Origin of the sequence: Clostridium sp. (genome assembly GCF_050717515.1) — a bacterium.
Taxonomy (GTDB): domain Bacteria; phylum Bacillota; class Clostridia; order Clostridiales; family Clostridiaceae; genus Clostridium_AD.
Map to the genome: position 1 here is coordinate 234,050 of NZ_JBOITL010000042.1, position 22,995 is coordinate 257,044.

20 protein-coding genes and 2 riboswitches are annotated in these 22,995 nt (G+C 32.4%); of the genes, 17 read left to right on the forward strand and 3 right to left on the reverse strand.

What is annotated here, in order from left to right:
* Positions 1 to 20: 20 nt before the first annotated feature.
* Together ACREV6_RS25425 and abc-f are read right to left on the reverse strand one after the other, a co-directional pair.
* Positions 21 to 296 (reverse strand): hypothetical protein, encoded by a 276-nt coding sequence (locus ACREV6_RS25425; RefSeq protein WP_431580830.1) that lies wholly within the window; start codon positions 294 to 296, stop codon positions 21 to 23.
* Complete coding sequence (abc-f, locus tag ACREV6_RS25430; protein ID WP_431580894.1) at positions 283 to 2,208, reverse strand: ribosomal protection-like ABC-F family protein; 1,926 nt, start codon at positions 2,206 to 2,208, stop codon at positions 283 to 285. The genes ACREV6_RS25425 and abc-f overlap by 14 nt, the downstream gene beginning before the upstream one ends.
* Positions 2,209 to 2,473: 265 nt before the next feature.
* Here abc-f and ACREV6_RS25435 point away from each other — a divergent pair, with 265 nt between their 5' ends.
* The 13 genes from ACREV6_RS25435 to ACREV6_RS25495 all read left to right on the forward strand — a co-directional run bounded on the left by ACREV6_RS25435 (position 2,474) and on the right by ACREV6_RS25495 (position 16,230).
* A complete protein-coding gene (locus ACREV6_RS25435; protein ID WP_431580831.1) occupies positions 2,474 to 3,112 on the forward strand; it encodes a redox-sensing transcriptional repressor Rex in 639 nt (212 codons plus the stop codon).
* Positions 3,113 to 3,309: 197 nt separating this feature from the next.
* Positions 3,310 to 4,089, forward strand: a complete 780-nt coding sequence (locus tag ACREV6_RS25440) for a short-chain-enoyl-CoA hydratase (protein ID WP_431580832.1) — start codon at positions 3,310 to 3,312, stop codon at positions 4,087 to 4,089.
* A gap of 62 nt (positions 4,090 to 4,151) precedes the next feature.
* Complete coding sequence (locus ACREV6_RS25445; RefSeq protein ID WP_431580833.1) at positions 4,152 to 5,291, forward strand: acyl-CoA dehydrogenase; 1,140 nt, start codon at positions 4,152 to 4,154, stop codon at positions 5,289 to 5,291.
* A 13-nt stretch (positions 5,292 to 5,304) separates the two neighbouring features.
* A complete protein-coding gene (locus tag ACREV6_RS25450; RefSeq protein ID WP_431580834.1) occupies positions 5,305 to 6,087 on the forward strand; it encodes an electron transfer flavoprotein subunit beta in 783 nt (260 codons plus the stop codon).
* Positions 6,088 to 6,106: 19 nt separating this feature from the next.
* Positions 6,107 to 7,114 (forward strand): electron transfer flavoprotein subunit alpha/FixB family protein, encoded by a 1,008-nt coding sequence (locus ACREV6_RS25455; RefSeq protein ID WP_431580835.1) that lies wholly within the window; start codon positions 6,107 to 6,109, stop codon positions 7,112 to 7,114.
* A 122-nt stretch (positions 7,115 to 7,236) separates the two neighbouring features.
* Positions 7,237 to 8,085, forward strand: coding sequence for a 3-hydroxybutyryl-CoA dehydrogenase (locus ACREV6_RS25460; protein ID WP_431580836.1), 849 nt, complete (start codon positions 7,237 to 7,239; stop codon positions 8,083 to 8,085).
* Between the two features lie 216 nt (positions 8,086 to 8,301).
* Positions 8,302 to 9,468: an iron-containing alcohol dehydrogenase gene (locus ACREV6_RS25465; protein ID WP_431580837.1), complete on the forward strand. Its 1,167-nt coding sequence runs from the start codon at positions 8,302 to 8,304 to the stop codon at positions 9,466 to 9,468.
* A 315-nt stretch (positions 9,469 to 9,783) separates the two neighbouring features.
* A riboswitch (glycine riboswitch) is annotated at positions 9,784 to 9,886 on the forward strand.
* A 237-nt stretch (positions 9,887 to 10,123) separates the two neighbouring features.
* Positions 10,124 to 10,993: a sulfide/dihydroorotate dehydrogenase-like FAD/NAD-binding protein gene (locus ACREV6_RS25470; protein WP_431580838.1), complete on the forward strand. Its 870-nt coding sequence runs from the start codon at positions 10,124 to 10,126 to the stop codon at positions 10,991 to 10,993.
* Positions 10,993 to 12,375, forward strand: coding sequence for an NADPH-dependent glutamate synthase (gltA, locus tag ACREV6_RS25475; protein ID WP_431580839.1), 1,383 nt, complete (start codon positions 10,993 to 10,995; stop codon positions 12,373 to 12,375). The genes ACREV6_RS25470 and gltA overlap by 1 nt, the downstream gene beginning before the upstream one ends.
* 327 nt (positions 12,376 to 12,702) lie before the next feature.
* Positions 12,703 to 13,743, forward strand: coding sequence for a type I glyceraldehyde-3-phosphate dehydrogenase (gene gap / locus ACREV6_RS25480; RefSeq protein WP_431580840.1), 1,041 nt, complete (start codon positions 12,703 to 12,705; stop codon positions 13,741 to 13,743).
* 372 nt (positions 13,744 to 14,115) lie between these two features.
* Entirely contained in the window at positions 14,116 to 14,529 is a 414-nt protein-coding gene (locus ACREV6_RS25485; protein ID WP_431580841.1) for a C-GCAxxG-C-C family (seleno)protein, read from the forward strand.
* A gap of 19 nt (positions 14,530 to 14,548) precedes the next feature.
* Complete coding sequence (locus ACREV6_RS25490) at positions 14,549 to 15,430, forward strand: DNA-3-methyladenine glycosylase family protein (protein ID WP_431580842.1); 882 nt, start codon at positions 14,549 to 14,551, stop codon at positions 15,428 to 15,430.
* An 86-nt stretch (positions 15,431 to 15,516) separates the two neighbouring features.
* On the forward strand, positions 15,517 to 16,230 hold the full coding sequence (locus ACREV6_RS25495) for a TVP38/TMEM64 family protein (RefSeq protein ID WP_431580843.1): 714 nt from the start codon (positions 15,517 to 15,519) through the stop codon (positions 16,228 to 16,230).
* Between the two features lie 82 nt (positions 16,231 to 16,312).
* Here ACREV6_RS25495 and ACREV6_RS25500 read toward each other — a convergent pair whose 3' ends face one another.
* The gene (locus ACREV6_RS25500) at positions 16,313 to 16,969 is read right to left on the reverse strand and encodes a TIGR01906 family membrane protein (RefSeq protein WP_431580844.1); all 657 of its coding nucleotides are present in this window, start codon (positions 16,967 to 16,969) and stop codon (positions 16,313 to 16,315) included.
* A gap of 321 nt (positions 16,970 to 17,290) precedes the next feature.
* Here ACREV6_RS25500 and ACREV6_RS25505 point away from each other — a divergent pair, with 321 nt between their 5' ends.
* The 4 genes from ACREV6_RS25505 (at position 17,291) to guaA (ending at position 22,969) form a co-directional block, all read left to right on the forward strand.
* Positions 17,291 to 17,578, forward strand: coding sequence for a co-chaperone GroES (locus tag ACREV6_RS25505; protein WP_164945202.1), 288 nt, complete (start codon positions 17,291 to 17,293; stop codon positions 17,576 to 17,578).
* Between the two features lie 119 nt (positions 17,579 to 17,697).
* On the forward strand, positions 17,698 to 19,326 hold the full coding sequence (gene groL, locus ACREV6_RS25510) for a chaperonin GroEL (RefSeq protein WP_431580845.1): 1,629 nt from the start codon (positions 17,698 to 17,700) through the stop codon (positions 19,324 to 19,326).
* 175 nt (positions 19,327 to 19,501) lie between these two features.
* Positions 19,502 to 19,599: riboswitch (purine riboswitch) on the forward strand.
* Between the two features lie 348 nt (positions 19,600 to 19,947).
* A complete protein-coding gene (gene guaB / locus ACREV6_RS25515) occupies positions 19,948 to 21,402 on the forward strand; it encodes an IMP dehydrogenase (protein ID WP_431580846.1) in 1,455 nt (484 codons plus the stop codon).
* A gap of 34 nt (positions 21,403 to 21,436) precedes the next feature.
* Entirely contained in the window at positions 21,437 to 22,969 is a 1,533-nt protein-coding gene (gene guaA / locus ACREV6_RS25520) for a glutamine-hydrolyzing GMP synthase (protein ID WP_431580847.1), read from the forward strand.
* Positions 22,970 to 22,995 lie beyond the last annotated feature (26 nt).

Consider the following 22,995-nt stretch of genomic DNA (forward strand, 5'->3'; position numbering starts at 1 on the left):
TAAGTAACTAAGTATGAAATTTATCCGTAGTGCATTGCAATAAGAAGCGAAGAAACATTGAAATTCCATTTAAAAATTCTTCTTTTGCGATATAAAATTTCCGTAAGCCTGTCAGGACGACAGGCTAGCGAACCTGAGCCAGGATGGCGAATGTGAGCGATAGGAAATTTTATATCGCAAAAGATTAGAATTTTAAATGGAATTTCCAGTTTTGAGCTCGTTTGCAAGGCACGTAGGATAAATTTCATGCTTTTTTTTATATTATATTTAATGGCGTTATTTTTATTCTGCGTCATCTATAAAGTCTTCCCAAGCTGCATAAAGATCTTGAAGTTCGTTTTTAACATTTGCAAGCTGATTGTTTACCTCTGAGCTTCTAACGGGGTTTGAATAGACCTCTTCTAGGCATAAATCGTTATTTAATTTTTCTGATTTTTGTTCCAATGAAGAAATTTTATCTTCCAGATCTTTTAAGTCCGTTTTCTTTTGTTTTTCTAATTTTGATTCTTCTCTTTTCTTCTTTTTATCAAAATTAATTTGAGTTTTTGACATTCCGGCCTGTGCTTCTTCTACTTGGAATCTAAGCGGATTTTTCTTTTTTTCCACATAATAATTATAATTACCTAAAAACTCTTTGAGACCATCTTGATTTAATTCAAGTATTTTAGTAATTACCTTGTTTAGGAAATATCTATCATGGGATATTACAATAACGGTGCCGTCATATCCCAGGATTGAGTCTTCTAAGGCTTCACGGGACATAATATCCAAGTGGTTTGTTGGTTCATCTAATAGTAAAAAATTGGATTTAGATAACATGATTTTCAGAAGATTTATCCTGCATCTTTCTCCGCCGCTTAAGGTGGAGATATTTTTAAAAACATCTTCTCCTATGAATAAAAATGCAGCCAGGGCAGTGCGCACTTCTGTGGTAGTAAGTTTAGGAAATTCATCCCAAACCTCATCTATTATAGTTTTTTCCTCATTCAAATTTGATTGTTCTTGGTCATAATATCCTACAAAAATATTTTTTCCTAATATTTTGATGCCTGTATCGCTGGCCATTTTATCCATAATAATTTTAAAAAGCGTGGTTTTTCCTCGGCCATTTTCACCTATAAGAGCAATCTTATCTGATCTTTTCATATCTAAATTTAGATTCTGGAACAAAAGATTGTCTCCAAATGATTTTGATAAATTTTCTATATGAAGAACGTCATTTCCACTTTTAATTTCTGTTTCGAAATTCATACGAGTTTCCCTAGGATCCCTATCAGGAAGATCAATCTTTTCCATTTTGTTTAAAGATTTTTGTCTACTATCCGCAGCTCTTACACTTTTTTCTCTATTAAAGGATCTATACTTAGTTATAATATCTTCTTGCCTTTTTATTTCTGATTGTTGCAAATGGTAAGCTTTTAACTGAATCTCATAATTTTTTTTCTTTAAGTCAATAAAAGCTGTATAGTTCCCATTATAACAATCTACATGACCATTAAGAAGCTCAAAAGTTTTATTAGAAATAGCATCTAAAAAGAATCTATCATGGGATATTATAAACATAGTTCCTTTATAGGATTTCAAATAATCTTCTAACCATTCTATAGCATCGAGGTCTAGGTGGTTAGTAGGTTCATCCAATAAAAGTACATCGGGATTTTTAAGTAATAACTTGCATAGTGCAACTCTAGTCTTTTGACCCCCGCTTAATATGTTAATTGGCTTATTATAATCTTCTTCCATAAAGCCAAGACCTTTAAGAACCCTACTAATTTCTCCTTTATAGGTGTATCCGCCGCGATTATTGTAAAGGTCATAAGTTAATGTATACTCTTTTATTATTCTGTTAGTATATTCCTCTTTTGAAGCATCATAAGGTTCATTCATTTTTGATTCTAAATCTTTAAGGTTATTTTCTAATGATAATAGATTATCGAATACTAAAAGTGTTTCTTCGTATATAGTATTATTTGAATCTAATGTTAAATCCTGAGATAGATAACCAATTCTTTTGTTTTTATCTATAAATAGCTCACCATTATCAGAATCCAATTGGTTTGTAAGTATTTTAAAAAGTGTAGATTTACCAGCTCCATTAGCACCAATAAAACCGACTTTTTCACCTTCATTTATACTAAAAGTTATTTTGTCTAAAATAACATCTATACCGTAGCTTTTGTGAATATCTTTGCAACTTAGAACTATTATTATGTTCACCTTCCCTGCTTCGTAGTATTACTATTATAATATTAATTAAATCTTATTCCTATATTATTGTACTATTTATATTGAAATTTTTGTAGTGAAAAATAAATATATGTTGGATTAATTTTAAAAAACAGTGTAGAAATGGAGTAAAATGGCGAAAATATCATAAGAGCTATTAAATTTGTAATAAAAAGTAGTGTTAATTTATAATAGTGTGGTAATATTAATAATATGAAATTTATGATGTTCGCAGAGGGGTGAAATTGTGGAAAGAAAAAAAAATATATCAATGGCAGTTATTAAAAGATTGCCTAAATACCATAGATATTTAAGAGAACTTTTGAAAAATGATGTAGATAGAATATCCTCAAAAGAATTAGGGGAAAAAATTGGATTTACAGCATCTCAAATTAGACAAGACTTGAACTGTTTCGGAGATTTTGGGCAACAGGGATACGGATATAATGTTAAAGAATTATTAAATGAAATTAGCGGAATATTAGGATTGTCAAAAGAGTATAAGATGATAATAGTAGGTGCAGGCAATATTGGGCAAGCTATTGCTAATTATACTAATTTTGAAAAATTGGCATTTAATTTAGCTGGTATTTTTGATATTAATCCAAAGCTAATAGGACTCAAAATTAGAGATGTTGAAGTAATAGACATAGATGAATTAGTGGGATTTTTAAAAGCCACTCCCATAGACATTGGTGTAATCTGTGTGTCAAAAAACAATGCTCAAACAGTTGCTGACATGATGGTAACAAATGGGGTTAAGGGTATATGGAATTTCGCACCTGTGGATTTAGAGGTACCGGAAGAAATAATAGTGGAGAATGTCCATTTAAGTGAAAGCCTTTTAACCCTCAGTTGTTTAATGAATGATAGGACATATCCATAAAATTATGGTGGAACATTTAGCATAATTATAAGTTGAAAAACACTGTTTTTAAATAAAAAAGTGTTTTTTTTGTTGAAATAAGCACTGTAAAGAGATATACTGTAGTTGAGGCAAAGTGCTTCAACTATTTTTAATTTTAATTGTTATATTATTAACGAATAGTTAATAATGGATTAATTCGTAAGGAGTGGATTGTTGTGGAATACAAAAATGTTGTTCTTCAAAAAGAAGACAAAGTTGCAGTTATTACAATTAGTAGACCCAAAGCTCTAAATGCATTAAACACAGAAACATTAAAAGAGCTAGAACTAGCAATTGATGAAATTGCAAGTGATGACCAGATTTACGCAGTGATTATAACAGGAGAGGGAAAAGCTTTTGTTGCAGGAGCGGATATCTCAGAAATGAAAGACCTTGATGTAATGGGTGCTAGAAGATTTGGTAATTTAGGAAACAGTGTATTTAGAAAACTAGAAACTATAGAAAAGCCTATAATAGCAGCAGTAAACGGTTTTGCGCTAGGTGGAGGTTGTGAGCTTTCTATGGCTTGTGATATCAGAATAGCTTCATCAAAAGCAAAATTTGGACAACCAGAGGCCGGCCTTGGAATAACACCTGGATTTGGAGGTACTCAAAGACTCGCTAGGCTTGTGGGCACAGGTATGGCTAAACAATTACTATTTACTGCAGAAATTATTAATGCAGAGGAAGCCTTAAGAATAGGGCTTGTCAATAAGGTAGTAGAGCCTGAAAATTTAGTTGAAGAAGCAAAAATGTTAGCTAAAAAAATTGCAAGCAATGCACCTATAGCTGTTAAGTTATGTAAAACAGCAATAAACAGGGGTATGCAAATGGATATAGATACAGCTTTAATTTATGAAGCTGAAATTTTTGGCGCGTGTTTCGCGACTGATGATCAAAAAAGTGGAATGACAGCATTTCTTGAAAAATCAGAGAAATGCTTTAAAAATAAATAAATTAAAAAAATAGGTAGATAACAATTGTTACCTAACTTAGGAAATAGCGAGGAGGAAGATTAATGAATTTTGCATTGACGAAAGAACAAGAATTTGTAAAACAAATGGTAAGTGAATTTACGCTAAATGAAGTTAAACCATTGGCTGCGGAGATTGATAGAACAGAAAGATTTCCTACAGAAACTGTAGAAAAAATGGCTAAATACCATATGATGGGTATTCCGATTTCTACTAAATATGGTGGAGCGGGTGGAGATAATTTATCATACACTATTGCTGTTGAAGAATTATCAAAATCATGTGCAACTACAGGAGTTATACTATCAGCTCACACTTCATTATGTGCAGGACCAATAGATGCGTTTGGTACAGAAGATCAAAAAATGAAATATTTAGTTCCACTTGCAAAAGGAGAGAAATTAGGTGCCTTTGGGTTAACTGAGCCTAACGCAGGAACAGATGCTTCAGAACAACAAACTACAGCAACTTTAGATGGTGATAATTATATATTAAATGGTTCAAAAATATTTATAACCAACGGTGGAGTAGCTGATATATTTATAGTTTTTGCTATGACTGATAAGAGCAAAGGAACAAGAGGAATTACTGCTTTTATAGTTGAAAAAGGATTTAAAGGCTTCTCAATTGGTAAAAAAGAAGATAAATTAGGAATAAGAGCATCATCAACTACTGAACTTGTATTTGAAAACTGTATAGTTCCAAAAGAAAACTTACTTGGAAAAGAAGGAAGAGGTTTCGGTATCGCAATGAAAACTCTTGATGGCGGAAGAATTGGTGTAGCAGCTCAAGCTTTAGGAATTGCAGAAGGAGCATTAGAAGAAGCTACTAAATACATGAAAGAAAGAAAACAATTTGGGAAACCACTTTCAGCATTCCAAGGTTTGCAATGGATGGTAGCTGAGTTGGATGTTAGAATTGAAGCTACTAGACTTTTAGTATATAAAGCAGCATGGAATAAGGACAATGGTCTTTCATATACAGTAGAAGCTGCTAGAGCGAAGTTATACGCGTCAGAAACAGCTATGGAAGTTACAACTAAAGCTGTTCAAATCTTCGGAGGATATGGATATACTAAAGAATATCCATTAGAAAGAATGATGAGAGATGCTAAGATAACTGAAATATATGAAGGAACTTCACAAGTTCAAAAAATGGTTATAGCTGGAAATTTATTAAAGTAGGAGGGAATTAAGAATGAATATAGTTGTATGTTTAAAACAAGTTCCAGATACAAATGAAGTTAAAATAGATCCAAAAACAGGAACACTCATAAGAGAAGGAGTTCCATCTATAATAAATCCAGATGATAAAAATGCTTTGGAAGAATCTTTAAGATTGAAAGATGAACATGGTGCTCATGTAACAGTAATAAGCATGGGACCACCACAAGCAGAAAAAGCTTTGAGAGAAGCACTAGCTATGGGTGCTGATGAAGCAATATTAGTATCAGATAGAGCGTTTGCAGGAGCAGATACATTAGCTACTTCTCATGCATTAGCAGCAACTTTAAAGAAATTAGACTATGATGTGGTTTTTGCAGGTAGACAAGCTATAGATGGAGATACAGCGCAAGTTGGACCAGAAATAGCAGAACACTTAAATCTTGCACAAATAACTTATGTTGAAAAAGTTGACATAATTAAGGGCGGATTAAAAGTTAGAAGAGCTTGGGAAGATGGATATGAAGACATGGAAGTTAAAACTCCTGTTCTTTTAACAGCTATAAAAGAGTTAAATGAGCCAAGATACATGAACATAAAAAATATTTTTGAAATGTATCAAAATAAAGAAGTTAAAGTTTGGAATGCAGATGATATTGGAGCAGATAAAGAGGTTCTTGGTCTAAAAGGTTCACCAACAAAGGTTAAAAAGTCTATGACTAAAGAACCTAAAGGACACGGAGAATTAATACAATTACCAGCTAAAGAAGCTGCTGAGTATGCAGTTTCAAAATTAAAAGAAAATCACTTTATTTAAGAAGTAGGAGGGATTTAACATGAATATAGCAGATTACAAAGGTGTATGGGTCTTCGCTGAACAAAGAGATGGAGAACTTCAAAAAATTTCATTTGAACTTTTAGGTAAGGGACGCGAAATAGCGGATAAATTAGGAGAAAAGTTAACAGCTGTACTCCTTGGAAATAAAACAGATGATATGGTTAAAGAGCTAGTAGCATATGGTGCTGATAAAGTAATAGTTGCTGATCATCCACTACTCGGTCACTTTACAACTGATGCATATGCAAAAGTTATATGTGATTTAGCAAATGATAGAAAACCTGAAATAATCTTCATAGGAGCTAGTTACCTAGGAAGAGATTTAGGGCCAAGAGTATCAGCAAGACTTTCAACAGGATTAACTGCTGATTGTACATCATTAGATATAGATGCAGAAAACAACAATTTACTTATGACAAGACCAGCATTTGGAGGAAACTTAATGGCTACAATAGTCTGTGGTGATCATAGACCACAAATGGCTACTATAAGACCAGGAGTTTTTGAAAAATTATCTAGAGATGCAAATAGAAGTTGTGCAATTGAAAAAGTTAAAGTGAATTTAACTGAATCAGATATCAGAACTAAAAGTTTAGAAGTTGTAAAAGCTGCTGAGGTTTTAGCAGATATTGCAGATGCTAATATTATTGTATCTGGTGGTCGTGGAGTTGGAAGTAAAGAAAACTTCGAAATACTTGAATCACTTGCAACTACCCTTGGTGGGGTTATTGGAGGATCAAGAGCGGCAGTTGAAAATAACTGGGTAGATAAAGCAGTTCAAGTAGGTCAAACAGGAAAAACTGTTAGACCAAACGTGTACATAGCTTGTGGTATTTCAGGAGCTATTCAGCATTTAGCTGGTATGCAAGATTCTGATTATATAATAGCTATAAACAAAGATGCAACAGCACCTATCATGAAAGTTGCTGATGTAGCAATAGCTGGAGATTATAGTAAAGTTGTTCCAGAAATGATAGCTCAAATTAATGCATTAAAAAGTAAATAATTTGATTTTAAATATATCTTAATTGAACTTACTTTAATGCTGAAATTTAGTGTTAAAGTAAGTTTTAAAAATAGATACTACTTTTAAATTTTGACAAAATAAAATTCGAGGAGTGTGTTATTATGGAAAAGATTTTTGTACTTGGAGCTGGAACTATGGGAGCTGGAATTGTTCAAACATTTGCAGCTAAGGGATATGAAGTAATAATAAGAGATATAAAAGATGAATTTGTAGATAAAGGACTTGCTGGAATCAAAAAGAACCTAGAAAGATTAGTTAGTAAGGAAAAAATAACAAACGATCAAATGGAAGAAATACTTTCAAGAATTACAGGAACTACTGATATGAGTTTAGCAGCAGATTGTGATTTAGTAGTTGAAGCTGCTGTAGAAAACATGGAAATCAAGAAACAAATTTTTGCAGAGCTCGATACAATCTGTAAACCAGAAACTATTTTATCATCAAATACATCTTCACTTTCTATAACAGAAGTAGCAGCAGCTACCAATAGACCTGATAAAGTTATAGGAATGCATTTCTTTAATCCAGCGCCAATGATGAAGCTTGTAGAAATAATTAAAGGAATGGCTACATCTGAAGAGACTTTTGGTCTTGTAAAAGAAGTAGCTATAGCTATTGGAAAAGACCCAGTAGAAGTGGAAGAAGCACCAGGATTTGTGGTAAACAGAATACTAATCCCAATGGTGAATGAAGCAGTAGGAATACTTGCTGAAGGCATCGCATCAGCAGAAGATATTGATAAGGCAATGATGCTCGGAGCTAATCACCCAATGGGACCACTAGCACTAGGAGACCTTATAGGACTAGATGTATGCCTTGCGATAATGGATGTTTTATATAAAGAAACTGGAGACTCTAAATACAGAGCTCATAGTCTTTTAAGAAAATATGTTAGAGGTGGATTATTAGGAAGAAAAACTAAAAAAGGATTCTTTGTTTATACAAGATAATATAGTATTTTAATATGAAACATGAATTTAGAGAGCATTATAACTTATAACAAGTTATAATGCTCTTGTTTTTATTAGAACTTGCTAAAAGGTTGACTTTATATTGCCTGCGTTATATAATTAACAATGTAGTTAAACAAATAACAAGGCTAACACATTGATAAATACATAAGTGTAAAAACATATAATTTTATTTTAAATAGGGAGGCAAATATAATGAACAGATTTACGCTACCAAGAGATATTTATTTTGGAGAAAATTCATTAGAAGTTTTAAAAACTATAAAGGGTAAAAAAGCAGTAATAGTTACTGGTGGAAGCTCTATGAAAAAATTTGGATTCTTAGATAAGGTTGAAGCTTATTTAAAAGAGGCAGGAATTGAAGTTAAGCATATTACTGGTGTAGAACCAGACCCATCAGTAGAAACAGTTATGAATGGTGCAAAAGTAATGAGAGAATTTCAGCCAGACTGGATAGTATCAATAGGTGGCGGTTCACCAATAGATGCAGCAAAGGCTATGTGGATTTTTTATGAATATCCAGAATTTACTTTTGAACAAGCGGTTATACCATTTGGGCTTCCAGAGCTAAGACAAAAAGCTAAATTTATAGCTATACCATCAACTAGTGGAACGGCAACTGAGGTTACGGCATTTTCAGTAATTACTGATTATAAAGCAAAAATAAAATACCCACTAGCAGATTTTAATCTAACACCAGATATAGCAATAGTTGATCCAGCACTAGCTCAAACTATGCCACCTAAATTAGTAGCACATACAGGTATGGATGCATTAACTCATGCAATTGAAGCTTATGTAGCAGGACTTCATTCAAGTTTTTCAGATCCCTTAGCAATGCAAGCTATAACTATGATTAAAGAAAATTTATTAATGTCCTTTGAAGGAAATGAGGAAGCGAGAAATGAAATGCACATTGCGCAATGCTTAGCTGGAATGGCATTTTCAAATGCATTACTAGGAATTGCTCATAGTATGGCACATAAAACAGGCGCTGTCTTACATATTCCTCATGGTTGTGCAAACGCAATATTCCTTCCATATGTTATTGATTTCAACAAAAAAGCTTGTGGAGATAGATATGCGGCTATTGCAAGAAGCTTAAAATTAGCTGGAAATTCACAAGATGAATTAATAGATTCACTAACTAATATGATAAGGGATCTAAATAAAGTTATGAATATACCATGTTCTTTAGCTGAATATGGTATAACTAAAGAAGAATTTGAGACAAATGTACAATTTATGGCTGAAAATGCTATAAAAGATGCGTGCACAGGATCTAACCCAAGACCAATAAATGTTGATGAAATGAAAAAAGTGTTCAATTGCACCTTTACAGGAGAAAAAGTTACTTTTTAACGACAGTTCAGCTGCGCAGGTGATGATTTAACTTAAATGATTAGAGCACACTAATATAAATTAGATTTGCAATTTTAGAAGATAATTCTAAATTGCAAATCTATGCTATTTTTATGCTACTTATAGAAAAAACAAATAAGAGATAAGGTAGTTTATGTTGACTATACATGTAGAAAGACTTAAACTATAAATGTAATTTAATATGGGTGGATGATAATTGTTGGAGATATCCCATATATTTTGGGGTAACCGAAGAAGAAACGAGTGAATTTTGCTAAGAATTACTCGGAAGCTTTCAGGTAGAGTACAATAATTGGACATGTCCCTGGAGAGATCCATTTAATATGGGCATCGAAGAAGAAACTCAAAGCAAGTTAGCTTTGACGAAACTTTCAGATAAAAGGACAGGTGGTAAATAGCATTAGTATTTCTATGCTCTTTACCACCTGTCTATTTACTTTAGGTATCTAAACAAAGATGCCTTGCAATCGTTTTACTAATAAAGGTGATATAAAAAAATGGATATTAATCCATGTAAATTAACCCTGTGTGGTAAAATGAAGTTATAATGAGCAAAGTATATATTACAATAATTAAGGTTTTAATGTACTTATTATAAAGATACAAAATCATAGATGAATATGGAGGAATAAAAATGTATAAAATCATTGACAAAAGAGCATTAGCACCCCAAATATTTTTAATGGATATTGAGGCGCCAAGAGTAGCTAAATCAGCAAAACCAGGTCAATTTGTAATTATCAAAATGGATGAAAAAGGTGAAAGAATACCACTCACAATTTCTGATTATGATACTAAAAGAGGTACAGTTACTATTGTAGTTCAAACAATAGGATGTTCAACAAAAGAAATGGAAAACTATGAAATTGGTGACTCGTTTTTAGATTTCGTAGGACCCCTTGGACAAGCATCAGAATTAATGAGTGAGAGCATTGAAGAGCTAAAGAATAAGAAAATCATGTTTATAGCAGGTGGACTTGGAACAGCTCCAGTCTATCCTCAAGTTAAATGGTTAAATGAGCAGGGCGTAAAAGCAGATGTAATAATAGGCGCAAAGGCTAAAGAGTATGTGATTATGGAAGAAGAAATGAAGAGCGTAGCAGGCACAGTTTATCCATGTACTGATGATGGTTCTTATGGATATAAGGGACTTGTTACAAATAAATTAAAAGAATTAGTTCAAAATGAAGGCAAAAAATATGATTTAGTTATTGCTATTGGACCAATGATAATGATGAAGTTTGTTTGCAAATTAACAGAAGAACTTGGAATAACAACTATTGTAAGCATGAACCCTATTATGGTAGATGGCACAGGAATGTGTGGAGCTTGCAGACTTACTGTAGACGGTGAAACTAAGTTTGCATGTGTAGATGGACCAGAATTTGATGGCCACAAGGTTAATTTTGAAGAAGCAATGCGAAGACAAACAATGTACAAAACCCAAGAAGTTTCTAAAAATGAAGGAATTAAACCAGGCTGTGGCTTAGGAGGTACTAAATAATGAGTAAAATGAATAGAGTGAAAATAGCAGAACAAGATCCAAAAATAAGAGCAACTAATTTCGAAGAAGTATGTCTAGGGTATACAGAAGATGAGGCAGTTGAAGAAGCTACAAGATGCTTAAACTGTAAAAATCCAAAGTGCGTTACTAAATGTCCTGTAGCCATAGATATTCCTGGGTTTATTCAACATGTTAAGAATAGGGAATTTGAAGAGGCGGTTAAAGTAATAGCAAAATATAGTGCATTACCAGCTGTCTGTGGAAGAGTCTGTCCACAAGAAACCCAATGTGAAAGCAAATGTGTACTTGGAATAAAGGGAGAAGCTGTAGCTATAGGTAAACTTGAAAGATTTGTAGGTGACTATTCAAGAGTACATAATGTTGATATTTCACAAACAAAGCCTAAGAATGGTAAGAAGGTTGCTGTAATAGGAAGCGGCCCTGCTGGACTTACTTGTGCAGGGGAACTCGCTAAAGATGGATATGATGTAACTATTTTTGAAGCACTGCATGAAGCTGGTGGAGTTTTGGTATATGGAATTCCAGAATTTAGATTGCCAAAAGGAACAGTTGTTAAACATGAAGTTGAAAATGTAAAAAAATTAGGTGTTAAAATAGAAACGAATGTTATTGTGGGAAGAACCGTAACAATAAATCAGTTAATGGAAGAAGAAGATTTTGTTGCTGTATTTATTGGATCAGGTGCAGGACTGCCAATGTTCATGGGAATACCGGGAGAAAATTTAAATGGAGTATTCTCTGCTAATGAATATTTAACTAGAAACAATTTAATGAAAGCATACAAAGAGGGCTATCGTACCCCTATTAGAACAGGAAGCAAGGTAGCTGTTGTAGGTGGAGGTAATGTTGCGATGGACTCTGTGCGTACAGCAGTAAGACTAGGTGCAGAAGGCCATATAGTATACAGGAGATCAGAATCAGAACTTCCAGCAAGAGCTGAAGAAGTTCATCATGCAAAAGAAGAAGGAGTTATAATGGATTTACTTGTGAATCCAGTTGAAATCCTAGGAGATGAAAAGGGAAATGTTATAGGTATGAAGTGTATAAAAATGGAACTTGGCGAGCCTGATGCTTCAGGCAGAAGAAGACCTATAGCTATTAAAGGTTCAGAATTTATAATTGATGTAGATACAGTTATAATGTCTCTAGGAACATCACCAAATCCATTAATTGCGTCAACAACAGAAGGTTTAGAAATTAATAAATGGAAATGTATAATTGCAGAAGATGAAACTGGCTTAACTTCTAAAGAAAATGTATATGCCGGTGGAGATGCTGTTTCAGGAGCTGCTACAGTTATATTGGCAATGGAAGCAGGCAAAAAAGCTGCTAAAGCTATAAATGAAATGCTAACAAAATAATAGAGTTCAACTTAAACAACTCCATAAACTAAGGTTTATGGAGTTGTTTTTATTATTTCTATGCTTGAGAAACAAAAAATATAAGTATTAAGTGGGAAATTAAATATATAATTACATATTTAGAAAAATATTAACACATTTACTATTGACAAAAGTGCAGTATATTGATATAAATAGTATAGCACATATAATTATATAAACTACATTACATTGTAAACGATTTAATGAATTGTAAAAAACTATATGAAAATATGTGCTTATTTAAAATTATATAAAGAAATAGTGTATCACAATACATAAAATAGAATGTATATTGGAGGAGTAAATATGTGTGTAAAAATCGCTATAAATGGCTTTGGAAGAATAGGAAGGGTTGTATTAAGAATTGCACAAGAAAATTTATACGAAGGAGCAGAAATAGTAGCTATAAATGCAAGAGCAGATGTAGAAACTCTTGCACATCTTTTTACCTATGATTCTTGTTATGGAACATTTAAAGGCAAAGTAGAAACACAAGGTAACTCATTAATAATAAATGGTAAAGAAATTAAAGTGTTTAATGAAAAAGAAGCTAAGAATTTGCCTTGGAAGCAACTAGGCGTAGATGTTGTTATAGAATCAACAGGCATATATACGAAGAGAGAGCAGGCTATGCAACATATTGAAGCAGGGGCTAAAAAGGTACTAATTACCGCACCAGCAAAAAATGAGGATATAACAATAGTTATGGGAGTTAATGACGAAAAATATAATCCTCAAAAACACCATATTATTTCCAATGCCTCTTGTACTACCAATTGCCTTGCACCTTTTACTAAGGTATTAGATGAACAATTTGGTATAGTTAATGGATGTATGACAACAATACACTCATATACTAATGATCAAAAAATACTAGATAAAACTCATAAAGATCTAAGGCGTGCTAGAGCCGCAGGGGAATCGATAATTCCTACAACTACTGGTGCTGCGAAAGCGCTTGCAAAGGTAATTCCTAGTCTTGAAGGCAAAATCAATGGTTCATCTTTAAGGGTACCTACCGCAGCAGTGTCTATAACAGAGCTTATATGTGAAATGTCAAGGGAAGTAACTGTGCAGCAAGTAAATAGTGCATTCCAATATGCATCACAACATGAGCTTAAAGGTATATTAGGTTATTCAGAAAAACCATTAGTATCTATAGATTATAAGGGTGATGATAGATCGTCTATAGTTGATGGACTTTCAACCATGGTCATAGGCAAAAACATTTTAAAGGTACTAGCATGGTATGATAATGAATGGGGATATTCATCTAGAACAGTAGATTTAGTAAATCTTGTAGCAAGTAAAATAAGTAATACAAAAAGTATGAAAATGGTAATATAGATGCAAAAGATTAGTATCTAAAATGGGGGAATGATTTATAACCATTGTAAATCAAATAAGAAAATTAGTTGCGTTTCATAAATGATTTTTGTAGGAGAAACGGGGACGGTTAACAATTATTAGCTAGTTTATTAGTTAATAATTGTTAACCGTCCTTCTCTAGTTTTAAACAGTAAATTGTGGAGTTGCTTAAGCGGGAAATGGGTAAAATATAAGGGGCAGTTAACAACTATTTGACATTAAAGAGCTAAAAGGATTAAAAGTTGTTAACTGTCCCCAAAAAAAACGCAAAAAATACAAAAAATTCATAACTAAGGGATAATAATTTGATATAATAAACTTAAATAATAAACAATATAAGGAGGGACATGTATGTTGATGGATAAAATAAACAAATATTATACTAAAGAATGTGATTTAAGTTGTTCTGAGGTGATGATTTATGCTGCTAGTGATGAATATAATATGAATTTGAAAAGTGAAACCTTTAAAGTTATGTCATCCTTTGGTGGTGGAATGGGCATAGAAAGCGTATGCGGAGCTATAACAGGTTCTTTAGCAGTTATAGGTATACTATTCACTAAAGAAAGAGCACATGAAGGAGAGCGAGTTAAGAAGCTATGTCAGGAGTTCTTCCAAAAGTTTGAAGCAAAATTAGGTACAGATAATTGCGGGGCGCTTAAAGCAAAATATAAAAAGCAAGATATTGGATGCCGAGTTATGATTGAAACAGCTACTGAGATATTAGATGAAATTGTTATAAGAGAATTAAAAATAAATAACTGAATTAACGAAAGGGAAAATTATGGATTACAAAAATGTTGAATCATTTAATGAAGGTATCATTATAAAAGATGTAGGGAATTTTGAATTAGACCATATATTCGAATGCGGTCAATGTTTTAGATGGAACAAACAAGCCAGTGGTAACTACATAGGAGTGGCATATGGCAAGGTAATAGAAGTAGAAAAGAAAAATACGCAGGTAAAAATATATAATATAAATGAAGAAGAATTTAATCTGCTTTGGTGTGATTATTTTGATCTTAAAAGAGATTATACAGTTATAAAGGATGAATTTCAGAAGGATCCTCTTCTTAAAAAATCCGTTGACTTTGGTTATGGCATCAGATTATTGCAACAGGAGCCTTTTGAACTTACCATGTCATTTATAATTTCTTCAAATAATAGAATCCCTATGATAAAAAGAGCCATAGACAATTTGAGCAAAAAATGGGGAAAAGCAATAGAATATAAAGGCGAAACCTACTACACCTTTCCAACGGTTTCAGATTTAGAAGGGGCGTCGCTAGAAGATATAAAGAGTTGTGGTCTAGGATTTAGGTCTAAGTACGTAAAAGACACAGTGCATAGAGTATATACTGGTGAAGTGAGTTTGGAATCTATTAAAGCCCAGGAAGATGATATTTGTCATGAAGAACTAAAAAAACTTAACGGTATTGGCCCAAAGGTCTCTGATTGTATCATGTTATTTTCTATGCAAAAATATTCTGCTTTTCCAGTGGATGTATGGGTTAAAAGAGCAATGCAATTTTTTTATTTAGCACCAGATGTGTCGCTACCCAAGATAAGAATCTTTGCTAGAGATAAATTTAAAAACACATCAGGGTTTGCACAACAGTATTTATTTTATTACGCAAGGGAAAATAATATTAAAATCGAATAAAATAATAAAAATTAAGCAAAATACTAATAGGGGATAAGCATACGGATGTATGTTGAATTTTATAAAAATGAAGAGGATAAAAGATAATGAAAAAAATATGGGATGCTATTACAATAAAGCTATCAAAATATAAACAATATATAGTACTATCATCAGTTTTACTATTTTTCATATATATTGGATATGAATATTATTTTAAGTATTCATATATATTGAAAAATCCTAATATATTAAAAGAAGTTATTCGTTCTTATGGAAATTTCAGTATTTTAGTTTTTATTCTGATGCAGGTTATACAAGTTGTTGTTTTTTTTATTCCGGGGGAATTTATACAAGTGGCTGGAGGTTACATTTTTGGTACTTTTTTAGGTGGGATAGTATCTTTAATGGGTATTACCTTAGGAAGTATAGCAGTATATTTTATATCTAATAACTATGGTAAGCTTCTTGTAGAAAAATTGATATTAAATAAGAAAGTAAAATTTTTTAGGAGAATATTAAAAGCAGGAAGTAAAAAATTTGTTGTATTTATCTTTTACTTAATCCCGGGAATACCAAAAGATGCTCTAGCATATATATGTGGAGTATCAGATATTTCTTTTAAAGATTTCTTTGTATATTCAACATTAGGTAGAATTCCAGGTATTTTTATATCTTCTTACTTTGGTCAAAAAATATATGCTTGGGATGTTACAAGTTTAATAACTATAGGTATAACCATGATTATTTTATCCCTTATAGGGATATTTAAAGGGAATTCAATAATCAAGGCTATGATTAAAAGGAAAAAAACTAATTAAAAATTAACGAGATTATATTTAAAGGCATTTCATAAGTAGTGAGTATTTTCAGCTCCGCAGGCGATGATTTAATAACAAAATATTATAAAGAATACTGTTTTTTGTATTGTGATTTATATATACATCTTAAGGTTATGCTGATTATAATAATGCAGAAAATTATTAATAGTGAGCAATGAAAGAAAAAATTCTGTGGAAGGATCGTTATTATTGGGTCAGTTTTAATATCAAATAGCCAGTAATCATTTTTGAAGAAGATTTGATGAAAAATAGTGAAACTTTTATCGAAATTAATTAAAAATGGTATAAGTAACATTATTGGCATGATTATTAAAACTATGGAACTACTTAACAAGTACTTTATTTTTTTATGGCTCTTGTTTACTAATACACCTGCAATACTTACTAATATGGAGAAAATCAGCATTACCTTAAGTTTATCAAATATTACTTTAACTTCTTTAAAGTGAGTTTTGCCATTATTAGATGAAGGAAGTGTTGGAAGATTGAATTCTTCACTTGTGTTTTTGGTTAAATATGTAATTAGATAGTCATAATTAGCCTTTAGTTCCTCTTTATTTAAATTGGTGGAACTTTCAATATTTAAAACATTAATATCCATATAATATAATGGCTTAAAAAGCAAAGTAAAATAAACGCTTAAGGCTATAAAAGAAAAAGTAAAACACAAAACAAAAAAGGTTTTCAACAAAAATTTAAGAAAAGTTTTTATAATCATAAAATCACCCCTGTTTATTAATTTTAACAATATATGAAAGCATATTCAATGATTATAATTATACAAAAGACATATTAAATGCTATTAAAATGCAATAACAATACAAATTATTGAAATATAAAGTAAACAAGAGAGAAACTATAGAAATCCATGATAAACAAACACAGTTTGGTTAATTGGCTATAAATGGTATAATATATAGGATAGACGAATTTGATATTATACCCATTATTAATTACTATATTAGTTATAGGTTACATTAGCACTCAGATGTGCGGAGTGCTAACAAAAATAAAAAAAATATATAAGGAGGGGTTTAAAATGAACATTAGACCACTTAGTGATAGAGTATTAATTAAAAGATTAGAAGCAGAAGAAACTACAAAAAGTGGAATACTTCTTGCAGGGGCTTCAAAGGAAAAACCGCAGGAAGCTGAAGTAGTTGCTGTAGGACCAGGAAAAGTTGAGGATGGCAAACTAATTAAAATGGAAGTTACAGTAGGGGATATAATATTATTCTCTAAATATTCAGGAAGCGAAATAAAATATGATGGCATTGAATATATCATTTTAAAACAAGAAGAACTACTAGCTATAATTGAAAAATAATTTAATTAAACGCAATAATGATTAAGTGATAATTCTACAATTAAACAATAATATTAAATTATTATTGTTTAATTATTGATAAATTATTATTTGATTATTAGCGTATAGGAGGGTTTTAAATGGCTAAAAGTATATTATTTGGAGAAGACGCAAGAAGAGCTATGCAAAGAGGTGTAGATAAGCTTGCAGATACAGTTAAAATTACACTAGGACCCAAAGGAAGAAATGTTATTTTAGATAAAAAATTTGGCTCACCATTAATAACAAATGATGGTGTTACTATAGCTAGAGAAATAGAATTGGAAGATCCTTATGAAAATATGGGAGCACAACTGGTTAAAGAAGTTGCTACAAAGACAAATGATGTAGCAGGAGATGGAACAACGACAGCTACACTTCTTGCTCAAGCTATAATAAGAGAAGGTTTGAAAAATGTTACAGCTGGTGCCAATCCTATGCTAATAAGAACTGGTATAAAAATGGCTGTTGACAAAGCAGTTGAAGAAATTAAAAAATCTTCTAAACCAGTTAATGGTAAAGAAGATATAGCTAGAGTTGCTGCAATATCAGCTAGTGATGAAGAAATTGGAACTCTTATAGCTGATGCTATGGAAAAAGTAGGAAATGAAGGCGTTATAACTGTAGAAGAATCAAAATCTATGGGAACAGAGCTTGATGTAGTTGAAGGAATGCAATTTGATAGAGGATATTTAAGTCCATATATGGTTACAGATCCTGAAAAAATGGAAGCAAACCTTGAAGAAGCTTATATTTTAATAACAGACAAGAAAATTACTAACATACAAGATATACTTCCAATACTTGAGCAAATTGTTCAACAAGGAAGAAAGCTACTTATAATAGCTGAAGATATCGAAGGTGAAGCACTAGCTACACTAGTTGTTAATAAATTAAGAGGAACATTTACTTGCGTAGCTGTTAAAGCTCCAGGTTTTGGTGATAGAAGAAAAGAAATGCTTCAAGATATAGCAATCTTAACTGGTGGAGAAGTTATATGTGAGGAACTCGGAAGAGAACTAAAAGATGTTACTCTTGATATGCTTGGAAGAGCTGAAAGTGTTAAAATATCTAAAGAAAACACTACAATAGTAAACGGAAAAGGTGAAAAAGATTCAATACATGATAGAGTTTCTCAAATTAAGAGACAAATTGAAGAGACTACATCAGATTTCGATAGAGAAAAATTGCAAGAAAGACTTGCTAAACTTGCAGGTGGAGTAGCTGTAATAAAAGTTGGAGCTGCTACTGAAACAGAACTTAAAGAAAAGAAACTCCGTATAGAAGATGCTCTTGCAGCTACAAAAGCAGCAGTTGAAGAGGGAATCGTACCTGGTGGTGGAACAGTTTATATTAATGCTATTCTAGAGATTGCCAAATTAACATCAGATATATCAGATGTTCAAGTGGGTATCAACATAATTAAAAGAGCTTTAGAAGAACCATTAAGACAAATAGTTACAAATGCTGGCGCAGAAGCTTCAGTTATAATAGAAAAAGTAAGAGAAAGCGCTGGAGAAGTTGGATATGATGCATTACGTGGAGAAATGGTAAACATGATAAAAGCGGGAATTGTAGATCCAACAAAGGTTGTAAGATCAGCACTTCAAAACGCTGCGTCTGTTGCAGCAACATTCTTAACAACAGAAGTTGCAGTAGCGGATATTCCAGAAAAAAATCCAGCACCAATGGGTGGCGGACCAGGAATGGGAATGGATGGAATGTACTAGAAGTAATTTAAAAAATCATTTAAAAAAATATATTATAATAAAAGAATTAACTAGGTTTAAACTAGTTAATTCTTTTATTCTATTAAAAATAAAAATCATGTTTTTAATATTTAATAGAATTAGTAAGAAATAGTCATTGACAAATTCTTAAACATTTACTATTATTAATAATAACTTTAAAAAAAATAGCGTCACTCATATATCCCTTGAATATGGCAAGGAGTATCTACGGTCAGCCGCAAATTGACCACTATGAGTAATCTTAGTGTGAGCTTATTTTAGGCATGCTAATTTTACTTTAGCCAAAGTAGGATTAGTATGCCTTTTTATGATTTGTACCTCATGTAGAGTTGTGAGTGCAAAATTATATTTTGCAGTCACAAAACTATAGGAAGAGAGAATAATAGTAATTCTCAATTGCTTAGAAGGTCTTGCTAGATAGCTTTAAACTTTTAATTTACCCCATATTTTAAGGGTTTGAAGCTATCATATTTTAAAATGTTGTATATATAAGTATTTTTATGCTAATTATAAAGGTGAACGATTAATATCCTAAAAGGATATTAATTTTACACCTAATTTTATAAATTTAAAATGGAATTGTGAAAGGATGTTGATTAAATGGCAAAAATATTAAAACAAGCATATACATTTGATGATGTATTGCTAGTTCCAAATAAGTCAGAAGTATTACCTAGAGATGTTAGCTTAGTTACTTACCTTACAAAAAAAATAAAACTTAATATACCTCTAATTAGTGCGGGTATGGACACTGTTACTGAGTCTAGAATGGCTATTGCTATGGCTAGAGAAGGCGGAATAGGGATTATACACAAGAACATGAGTATTGAAAGACAAGCAGTTGAAGTGGATAGAGTAAAAAGACAAGAAAATGGCGTAATTACAGACCCGTTTTTTCTATCACCAGATAACCTTCTAGAAGATGCACTAGCATTAATGAGTAAATATAGAATATCAGGAGTTCCAATTACAACAAAGGGTAAATTGGTTGGAATAATTACTAATAGAGATATAGTTTTTGAGACTGATTATAGTAAAAAAATTAAAGACATAATGACAAGTGAAAATTTAATTACTGCATCAGAAGGAACAAGTATGGAAGAGGCTAAACAACTTCTTAAAAAACATAAAATAGAAAAATTACCTTTAGTAGATAGTGAAAACAATTTAAGAGGACTTATCACAATAAAAGATATAGAGAAAACTATAAAATTCCCTATTGCTGCAAAGGATTCTAGAGGAAGATTACTGTGTGGGGCGGCTGTTGGTGTAACTTCAGACATGATGGAGAGAGTAACAGCCTTAGTAAAGGCTGGAGTAGATGTAGTAACTCTAGATACAGCTCATGGTCATTCACTCGGAGTAATGGACGCAGTAAGGAAAATAAAATCTGTTTACCCAGAACTTCAAATAATAGCAGGAAATATTGCTACGGCCCAGGCAACTCGCGATTTAATTGAGGCAGGAGCTGACTGTATAAAAGTAGGAATAGGTCCTGGATCAATTTGTACTACAAGGATTGTAGCTGGAGTAGGAGTTCCACAACTCACAGCAGTTATGGACTGCGTAGAAGAGGGAAATAAATATGGAGTACCTGTAATTGCAGATGGTGGCATTAAATATTCAGGAGACATAGTTAAGGCCCTAGCCGCGGGAGCTAAAGTAGTTATGATGGGATCTATGTTTGCAGGATGCACTGAAGCACCAGGTGAAATGGAAATCTATCAAGGAAGAAGCTATAAGGTATATAGAGGCATGGGTTCACTAGCTGCTATGGCTTGCGGAAGTAAGGACAGATATTTCCAAGAAGGAAATAAAAAATTAGTGCCAGAAGGCGTAGAAGGAAGAATACCATTTAAAGGAGACGTTGTAGAAACTATATATCAGATGATTGGCGGTATACGTTCAGGAATGGGATATTTAGGATCAGCAACTCTAGAACAATTATTTGAGACTTCAACCTTTGTTATTCAAAGTTCAGCAGGACTAAGAGAAAGTCATCCACATGACGTACACATTACAAAAGAAGCACCAAATTATAGCGTAAATAACTAAGAAAAAAGCCTTAAGCCTACAAGGAGGAAAAACATTGAACAATAGAGAATTAATTTTAGTAGTTGACTTTGGTGGTCAATATAATCAACTTATAGCAAGAAGAGTTAGAGAAAATAATGTATATTGCGAGATAATACCATACACATTTTCTGCGGAAAAAATAAAAAATATGAATCCAAAAGGAATAATATTCACTGGTGGTCCCAATAGTGTATACGCCAGCGGTGCTCCAAAAGTGGAAAAAGAAATATTTGAGATGGGTATTCCTATTTTAGGAATATGCTACGGTGCTCAATTAATGGCACAGTCCTTTGGTGGAGAAGTTATAACACCTGATGTTCGGGAATATGGGAAAGTAGAAGTTGACCTATGCAAAGATGCTATTATTTTCAAAGAAATAGAAGCAAATCAATGCTGGATGAGTCATACAGACCATATAGCTAAAGTGCCCGAAGGGTTTGATATAATTGCAACTACTAAAGATTGCCCAGTAGCTGCTATGGCTAATGTTTCTAAAAAACTCTATGGAGTTCAATTTCACCCAGAAGTAAAACATACTCTTTTTGGTGAAGAAATGATTAGAAAGTTCCTATATGATGTATGCGAAGTTAAGGGTGATTGGTCAATGTCATCTTTTGCGCAGGAAAAAATTAAAGCTATAAAAGAACTCGTTGGAGATAAAAAGGTACTTTGTGCTTTGTCTGGTGGAGTAGATTCCTCAGTTGCGGCGATGCTTGTACATAAAGCTATAGGAAAGCAGCTAACTTGCGTATTTGTAGATCACGGCTTACTCAGAAAAGATGAAGGCGACCAAGTTGAAACAATATTCAAAGGCGAATTTGATATGAATATAATAAGAGTCAATGCTCAAGATAGATTCTTAGGTAAACTTAAGGGTATAAGTGATCCAGAGCAAAAGAGAAAGATAATTGGAGAAGAATTTATAAGAGTTTTTGAAGAAGAATCTAATAAACTAGGACAATTAGACTTTCTTGTGCAAGGAACAATATATCCAGATGTAGTTGAAAGTGGGACTGCTACTTCAGCTACTATAAAGAGTCATCATAATGTTGGTGGACTTCCAGAAGATATGCACTTTAAACTAATAGAGCCACTGCGTGAATTATTTAAAGATGAGGTTAGAGCAGTTGGAGAAGAAATTGGAATTCCTCATTACCTAGTATGGAGACAGCCATTCCCAGGACCAGGTTTATCTATAAGAGTACTTGGAGAAATAACAGATGAAAAATTATTTATAACTAGAGAAGCGGATGCAATATTCAGAGATGAAGTAGCTAAAGCAGGACTAGAAAGTGAAATATGGCAATACTTTGCATGTCTTCCTAACATCCAATCCGTTGGAGTTATGGGAGATGAGAGAACTTATTGTCATACAGTTGCCCTAAGAGCTGTAACTAGTTCAGATGGAATGACATCAGATTGGGCTAGGATACCATATGAAGTATTAGATAAGGTATCTAGAAGGATCGTTAATGAAGTTAAAGGGGTAAACAGAATTGTTTATGATATAACCTCTAAGCCACCTTCAACTATTGAGTGGGAATAGACTTAGTAAGGGTTTGAGCCGTTTAT

What these genes read in the sequence shown, in the direction of transcription:
- gltA (WP_431580839.1), top strand. Translation starts at nt 10,993, where the DNA reads ATGAGTAAAATGAATAGAGTGAAAATAGCAGAACAAGATCCAAAAATA.
- ACREV6_RS25500 (WP_431580844.1), bottom strand. Translation starts at nt 16,969, where the DNA reads ATGATTATAAAAACTTTTCTTAAATTTTTGTTGAAAACCTTTTTTGTT.
- ACREV6_RS25485 (WP_431580841.1), top strand. Translation starts at nt 14,116, where the DNA reads ATGTTGATGGATAAAATAAACAAATATTATACTAAAGAATGTGATTTA.
- ACREV6_RS25425 (WP_431580830.1), bottom strand. Translation starts at nt 296, where the DNA reads ATGACGCAGAATAAAAATAACGCCATTAAATATAATATAAAAAAAAGC.
- ACREV6_RS25495 (WP_431580843.1), top strand. Translation starts at nt 15,517, where the DNA reads ATGAAAAAAATATGGGATGCTATTACAATAAAGCTATCAAAATATAAA.
- gap (WP_431580840.1), top strand. Translation starts at nt 12,703, where the DNA reads ATGTGTGTAAAAATCGCTATAAATGGCTTTGGAAGAATAGGAAGGGTT.
- ACREV6_RS25505 (WP_164945202.1), top strand. Translation starts at nt 17,291, where the DNA reads ATGAACATTAGACCACTTAGTGATAGAGTATTAATTAAAAGATTAGAA.
- ACREV6_RS25450 (WP_431580834.1), top strand. Translation starts at nt 5,305, where the DNA reads ATGAATATAGTTGTATGTTTAAAACAAGTTCCAGATACAAATGAAGTT.
- ACREV6_RS25445 (WP_431580833.1), top strand. Translation starts at nt 4,152, where the DNA reads ATGAATTTTGCATTGACGAAAGAACAAGAATTTGTAAAACAAATGGTA.
- ACREV6_RS25470 (WP_431580838.1), top strand. Translation starts at nt 10,124, where the DNA reads ATGTATAAAATCATTGACAAAAGAGCATTAGCACCCCAAATATTTTTA.
- ACREV6_RS25455 (WP_431580835.1), top strand. Translation starts at nt 6,107, where the DNA reads ATGAATATAGCAGATTACAAAGGTGTATGGGTCTTCGCTGAACAAAGA.
- ACREV6_RS25490 (WP_431580842.1), top strand. Translation starts at nt 14,549, where the DNA reads ATGGATTACAAAAATGTTGAATCATTTAATGAAGGTATCATTATAAAA.
- ACREV6_RS25460 (WP_431580836.1), top strand. Translation starts at nt 7,237, where the DNA reads ATGGAAAAGATTTTTGTACTTGGAGCTGGAACTATGGGAGCTGGAATT.
- groL (WP_431580845.1), top strand. Translation starts at nt 17,698, where the DNA reads ATGGCTAAAAGTATATTATTTGGAGAAGACGCAAGAAGAGCTATGCAA.
- ACREV6_RS25465 (WP_431580837.1), top strand. Translation starts at nt 8,302, where the DNA reads ATGAACAGATTTACGCTACCAAGAGATATTTATTTTGGAGAAAATTCA.
- guaB (WP_431580846.1), top strand. Translation starts at nt 19,948, where the DNA reads ATGGCAAAAATATTAAAACAAGCATATACATTTGATGATGTATTGCTA.